This is a genomic window from Mesorhizobium sp. M4A.F.Ca.ET.050.02.1.1 (genome assembly GCF_003997725.1).
Lineage (GTDB): Bacteria > Pseudomonadota > Alphaproteobacteria > Rhizobiales > Rhizobiaceae > Mesorhizobium.
Genome location: NZ_RZSG01000332.1, coordinates 1 through 6,283 on the forward strand (window position 1 = coordinate 1; position 6,283 = coordinate 6,283).

Consider the following 6,283-nt stretch of genomic DNA (forward strand, 5'->3'; position numbering starts at 1 on the left):
GTGCTGCCCCGCGCCGCGGTGTTCATTGGCGGCGGCGTCATCGCCTTCGAACTTGGCCACGTCTATGCGCGCGCCGGCGTTGAGGTCACGATTCTCGAAGCGCTGCCGCATTTGCTCGGAGGTTTCGATGTCGAAGCCGTCGAACAGATCCGGGATGTGAGCGAGCGTATCGGCATAAGCATACGCACCCTGGCCTGGGTCAAGAGGATCGACGAGGCTGACGGACGGCTGCGCGTCACTTTCGTGGCGGACGGTGCCGAGTGCGCGGTGGAAGCGGACAGGGTTGTCAATTGCGCCGGGCGCGTGGCCAATGTCGAGGGCCTCGATCTTGGCGCCGCCGTTATCGTGCATCGCGAGGGCAGGATCGAAATCGACGGCCATCTGCGCTCGCGCTCCAATCCCGATGTCTACGTCTGCGGCGACGCGGTGTGGAACTCTCCGCAGCTTTCGCCGGTAGCGACCTACGAGGGCGGCATCGTTGGCCGCAACATTGTCGACGGACCGAAACATCGGCCCGACTACGATCATATCCCGGCGTGTCTCTACAGCATTCCGGCCGTGGCAAGTGTCGGACTGACCGAAGCCAAGGCGAGGGAACGGGGACTCGGCGTCAGGATCCACCTCAACGATATGCAGGGCTGGCTCACGGCGAGGACCTATGCCGAGACGGTGGCGTGGTCGAAGATCATTGTCGAGGAAACGACGGGCAGGATCGTCGGCGCCCACATGGTTGGCCATGCCGGCGAAGAACTGATCCATATCTTTGCACTCGCGATGAAACACGCCATCACGGCATCGCAGCTTGCCGATATGGTCTACGGTTTCCCGACCTTCTCCGCCGATATCAGGAACATGTTGTAACGAACTGAGGTCAGGCGGCGAACAGAATACGAACCTCGCCCGCTTTGATGCGCGCAAGGCATCAAAACCATGCAAGAAAAACATGGCCGCGGCGGAGGGGCTTCGATGATAGGCTGCGTCAGATCGATGAAAGCGCAGAAATGGCCGCCGCCGACCAGCCCATGACATTTGAACAGGCCGTCCATGCAGCCGTCGAACTTGATGCGCCTCTCAACGAGCGGCTGGCGGTGATTGCCGCGGCAGTCCGACGGATCGACGCGAATTTCGCCGATGCGGTAGACCGCCTTGTGGATCGCCTGGAGAAACAGGGAGCCGGAGCCGCGGCGCCAACTCCCGGCGATGCCATGCCGCCGTTCCTGCTGCCGGACGATGAGGGCAGGCTGGTTGGCCTGGCCGACATCCTGCTCCAGGGTCCCGCCGTGGTCACCTTTCAGCGCGGGCATTGGTGCCCCTACTGCCGGCTGAACGCGATCGGCATCGTCGAAGCCCAGCAGGAGATCGCGGCTTTGGGCGGCCAGGTCGTGGTGATCATGCCTGAGCGACGCAAATTCGCCAGGGCGATGAAGGCTGCCGTTGGCGCAGGCTTCCCCTTCCTGACCGATATGGACAATGGCTACGCTCTGTCCCTCAACCTGGCGATTTGGATCGGGGCAGAGATGGAGCGCTTGATGGGCGTTGCCTACGATCTTCCAAACTACCAGGGCAACGCCAGTTGGTTCCTGCCAATCCCCGCGACTTTCATCGTCGGAACGGACGGGATCATCACCGATCGCTTTGTCGATCCTGATTACCGCCGACGAATGGACATCGACGACCTGATCGCGGCGCTCAGGCGGGCTCGCTGACGCCGAAGGGCGACCAGTCCGTCGACCTCAACAGGTTGAGCAGGGTCGCGGCCACGGGAGATCTGTGCCGCCCGGCAACCGCGTAGACGGAGACGATCCGCGAGACATCGAGATCGCGAAGCTTGAGCCGGCGCGTGTTCGGCGACCGGGGTGCCGTCAGGCAGACGAATCCTACGCCGGCGTTGGCCTCGAGCAGCGCGAGCAGATCCTGGTCGGTCTCGACTTCGTGCGCGGTTCGAGGCGTGAGGCCTTTGGCAGACAGGCCACGCGATAGCTCCTCGCTCGTCTCCCAATCGATCCGGCTGAGCACCGGTTCCGCGGCAAGCTGGTTCAACGCGACATCGGCCTCGTTGCGCCGCGCGAGCGGGTGATCGGAATTCACAGCAAGTTCGATTCCCTCCTGGAAGAGCGGCCACATGTCGAGGCGATCCCAGGCTTGCCCCAGCGGGCCGGCAACGGCCAGTTCGACGTCACCATTCTTGAGCGCGTCCACGACGGCGGCCGGCGAGCCGCGGTTGATCTTGAGGTGGACGCCTGGATAGGCCCGGAAAAGCTCCGTGAAAGGCGAAACCAGCAGCGCAATATTGATGCTGTTCGAAATCGTCACGTTGAGCGGCGCGACGTCGCTGCTTTGCACGGCCTTGGCAAGCGATTTGGCGGACGTCGCCGCATCATAGCACTGCTGCAGAAGCGGCAGCATACGCCGCCCGAGTTCCGTCAGGTGCGAATGCTGGCGCTCGCGCCGAAGCAGTTCTCCACCCAATTCCTCTTCGAGCGTCTTGATCGCACGCGTGAGCGCCGGCTGCGTGACGTTGCACTCCTCGGCCGCTCTGGTGAAATTCAACGTATTCGACAGGGCCAAAAAATAGCGGACCTGCTGCATCTCCATGAACTTTCGCCCCCTCAGCGAAATCCGATTTTTCAGCCACAGCTAATTTGCGGCCATGCTATCGCAACAGGAGGCCAAGGCAAAGGCGCGCGCCGTTTCGAAGGAACTCGATCGTCCGTGATTGAACGCCAAGGTCTTTTCACTGAACGTCACAATGTTACGCAGCGCCAGCCCATCCCTTTGAAATCGCTGAAACCTTGGGCAGGCAAGGCTTTCCGTCCGTTCCGGCGCTGCAAACCCCGCAGCAAACGGACAGGCGCCAATGCCCCGGCGTGTGCAAAATTGCCTTGGTGAGACGGCTTCGCGCGGCTTGCCGTCCCGAAAAGCCTTCAGTCTTTCCGGACGGCAAGATTGCACTGATGGGGGCGTTCCTGCCCGACCGATCGCTATTCGGCCTTGTCGTCCGGATGGCCGAGTTCGCAGAACCATCCGCCGAGATATTTCACCGACGGCCTTTTTGGATCGGGAATGGCCGTTTTCGCCTCGACGGCGGCGCGGAAAGGTTCGGCGCTGTCCTGCGGGATGAAGCCCAGATGGTTGGCGCCGCTGTTGTCGACCGTCTTCACCTTGTTGTCGGAAATGCCGAAGGAGATCGTGTGGCCGACGCGCGGCGCCGTCAGCGAGGCCTCGACCAGCCGCACGCAGTCGGCGAAGGAGAGGTAGGACCAAAGCATGCGCCGGTCCGCCGGCTCGGGGAAGGACGAGAAGATGCGAAGGCACACCGTCTCGATGCCGAACTTGTCCCAGTAGAGCCGGCTGAGGCTCTCGACGAAATTCTTCGACACGCCATACAGGCTGTCCGGCCGCACCGGTGCGTCGACGCCGATATGCGCCTCGACCTCGTGATAGCCGATGGCATGTACCGAGGAGGCATAGATGACGCGCTTCACCCCGTGTTTCCGGGCGCCTTCATAGATGTGGTAGGAGCCGCGGATGCTGGAATCGAGGATGGTCTGCCACTCGCATTCGAGCGGCGCGCCGCCGAAGTGGACGATCGCATCGCAATCCTTGGTCGCCGCGATCGTCGCCTCCATGTCGGCGAGGTCGAAGACCGCTTCTTCCTCGTGAGCGGCAAGATCGCCAAACGGATGGCGCCCCGCCAGGCGGATGGTTTTTGCCAGCGGCACCAGCCCCTTGCGCAGCTCCGAGCCGAGGCGGCCGGCGGCGCCGGTGATCAGGATACGTTCGTAGTGCGGCATCATTTACTCCACTTGCGCGACGGCGGTGTTGATCCGCGAGATCGCCTCGCTGAGCACCTCTGCGCTGGTCGCGGTCGAGATGCGGAAATAGGGTGACAGTCCATACGCCACGCCAGGCACGGACGCCACGCGGCCTTCGTTGAGAAGATAGTCTGCCACGGCCGCGTCGTCCTCGAGCACGACGCCCTTCGGGGTCTTGCGGCCGATCAGGCTGGCGCAGCCGATATAGGCATAGAAAGCGCCGTCCGGCGGCGAAAGCGTCAGCCCGTTGATCTTGCGGATGCCGTCCACAACCAGGTTGCGACGCGCCTCGAAGGCTTGCCTGAAGCGCCCCACTTCGTCCTGCGGGCCGTTGAGCGCGGCGACTGTCGCCGCCTGCGCGATCGAGCAGACGGAAGTGCAGGACTGGCTCTGGATCGTCGACATCGCCTTGACCAGCGGCCCCGGTCCGGCCGCGTAGCCGACACGCCAGCCGGTCATCGCATAGGACTTCGATACGCCGTTGACGATCAGCGTGCGGTCCTTGAGCTCGGGACAGGCCTTGCCGAAGGACACGAATTCGCGCCCGTCGAAAAGGATGTGCTCGTAAATCTCGTCGGACAGCACGAGCACCTGCGGGTGCCTTGCCAGCACCGCCCCCAGCGCCTTGAGATCGGTTTCCGAATAGACGGCGCCGGACGGGTTGCCGGGCATGTTGAGGAACAGCCACTTCGTCCTTGGCGTGATCGCCTCTTCCAGCAGCGCCGGCGTCAGCCGGAAGCCGGTGGTCTCCGGGCATTCGACGACGACAGGCGTGCCGCCAAGCAGCTTGACCATTTCCGGATAGGAGACGAAATAGGGCGCCGGCAGGATCGCCTCGTCGCCGCCCTCCAGCGTCGCCAGCAGCGCGTTGAAGATGATCTGCTTGGCGCCATTGGCGACGACAATGTCGTCGGCCGTGGAGTCGAGACCATTTTCACGTCGGAACTTGCCGGCAATGGCTTCGCGCACCTCGGCTGTGCCGGCGGCACCGGTGTAGAGCGTCTGGCCGGCCTTCGCCGCGAAATGGGCGGCGTCGATGATGTGCGTGGGCGTCGGGAAATCCGGCTCGCCGAGCCCGAGGTCGATCACGTCGACGCCCTTGGCGCGCAGCGCCTTGGCCGCCTGCGAGGCTGCCATCGAAGCCGAGGGCTTCACCACCGACAGTCGCGAGGAAACATAGCTCATCAGTCGTTCTCCGAGATGTAACCCTTGGATCGGTCGTTCGCCCGCGCGGCGGCGTCGCGCCTGGCCGGATCGCCATAACCGCCGCCGCCCGGCAATTCCAGGATCAGCCGGCGCCCGGCCGGAACATGCTGCCAGCCCTTCGGCCGCATCATCGTGCCGTCGTCCAGCTTGACCACCCCGGCAACGCCGGGCCTGCCGCCATTGCGCCCGCGCGGCGGATGGTTGACGCGGTCGAACATGGCCGAGAAGTCGAATTCATGGCCGTCGGTCGCCTCGATCTCGATGACCTGTCCCAGGCCGCCGCGGAATTCGCCGTCGCCGCCGGAGTTCGGGCGCAGTTCCTTGCGCCAGATAACGATCGGCCCGGTATGCTCCGTCGCCTCGATCGGCATCGTGTGCACGCCCGACGGGAAGGCCGTCGCTGATAGGCCATCAAGCTCGGGGCGGGCGCCCATGCCGCCCGAGTTGAACATCAGCACCTCGGCGCGACGACCCGAACCGCCCGCGACCGGCCGCGCCGAGATGTGGATGTTCCACAGCGCACCGGCGCCTTCCGAGAGGATCTTGCCGGGAAGCGCCTGGGAAATCGCACCGAGCACGAGGTCTGGGACCATATGGCCGAAGATGTGGCGCAGCGCCACCGGCGCCGGCCGCACGGCGTTCAGGATGTTGACCGGCGACGACACAGTGAAGAAGGCCAGCGAAGCGGCATTGTTCGGAATGTCGGGCGCCACCACGCATTTCAGGGCGTAGCAGGCATAGGCCTTGCTGTAGATGATCGGACAGTTGATGCCCCAGCGGCTCATCGGGTCGGTGCCGGTGAAATCGACCTCGACATGATCATCGCGGACCGAAACCGTGGCGGCAAGCTTGACCGGCTCGTCATAGCCATCGGTCACCAGCTCGTTCGACCAGCTTCCCTTGGGCAGCGCCTTGATGCGGTCGAGCATGGCGTCGCGGGTGCGCGAGAAGATGAAGTCGCCGAGCCCATCCAGCGACGCCAGCCCGATCTCCCTCATCATGTCGACGAGGCGCCGGTGGCCGACCTCGTTGCAGGCGGCCAGCGAATAGAAGTCGCCGACCACCTGGTTCGGTTCGCGGACATTGGCGCGCAGCAACCGGACGAGGTCGAGATTGACCTTGCCCATCTCCGCGAACTTCATGATCGGGATCTGGATGCCTTCCTCGTAAACCGACTTGGCGTCGGCGCCGAAGCCGCGCCCGCCGACATCCACGACATGCGCCGTGCAGGCGAAGAACGCCACCAGCTCGCCATTCAGGAA

Annotated in this window: 6 protein-coding genes; 2 read left to right on the forward strand and 4 right to left on the reverse strand. The window is 64.0% G+C overall.

The genetic code is table 11. From position 1 onward, the window contains the following. A partial coding sequence (locus EOA33_RS20505) for an NAD(P)/FAD-dependent oxidoreductase (RefSeq protein ID WP_145989214.1) occupies positions 1–861 on the forward strand: 861 nt, incomplete at its 5' end. A gap of 140 nt (positions 862–1,001) precedes the next feature. Beyond that, a complete protein-coding gene (locus EOA33_RS20510) occupies positions 1,002–1,706 on the forward strand; it encodes a peroxiredoxin-like family protein (protein WP_127406426.1) in 705 nt (234 codons plus the stop codon). Here EOA33_RS20510 and EOA33_RS20515 read toward each other — a convergent pair. The 4 genes from EOA33_RS20515 to EOA33_RS20530 form a co-directional block, all read right to left on the reverse strand. Next, positions 1,690–2,595 (reverse strand): LysR family transcriptional regulator, encoded by a 906-nt coding sequence (locus EOA33_RS20515; protein ID WP_127406427.1) that lies wholly within the window; start codon positions 2,593–2,595, stop codon positions 1,690–1,692. The genes EOA33_RS20510 and EOA33_RS20515 overlap by 17 nt on opposite strands. Before the next feature lie 386 nt (positions 2,596–2,981). Beyond that, positions 2,982–3,794 (reverse strand): NAD(P)-dependent oxidoreductase, encoded by an 813-nt coding sequence (locus EOA33_RS20520; RefSeq protein ID WP_126056524.1) that lies wholly within the window; start codon positions 3,792–3,794, stop codon positions 2,982–2,984. Positions 3,795–3,797: 3 nt separating this feature from the next. Then, positions 3,798–5,000 carry a pyridoxal phosphate-dependent aminotransferase gene (locus tag EOA33_RS20525; RefSeq protein ID WP_127406428.1) on the reverse strand — a complete coding sequence of 401 codons (1,203 nt, stop codon included), beginning with the start codon at positions 4,998–5,000 and terminating at the stop codon, positions 3,798–3,800. Further along, positions 5,000–6,283, reverse strand: a 1,284-nt coding sequence (locus EOA33_RS20530) for a hydantoinase B/oxoprolinase family protein (RefSeq protein ID WP_145989215.1), incomplete at its 5' end; no start/stop codon positions are given. The genes EOA33_RS20530 and EOA33_RS20525, both read right to left, overlap by 1 nt.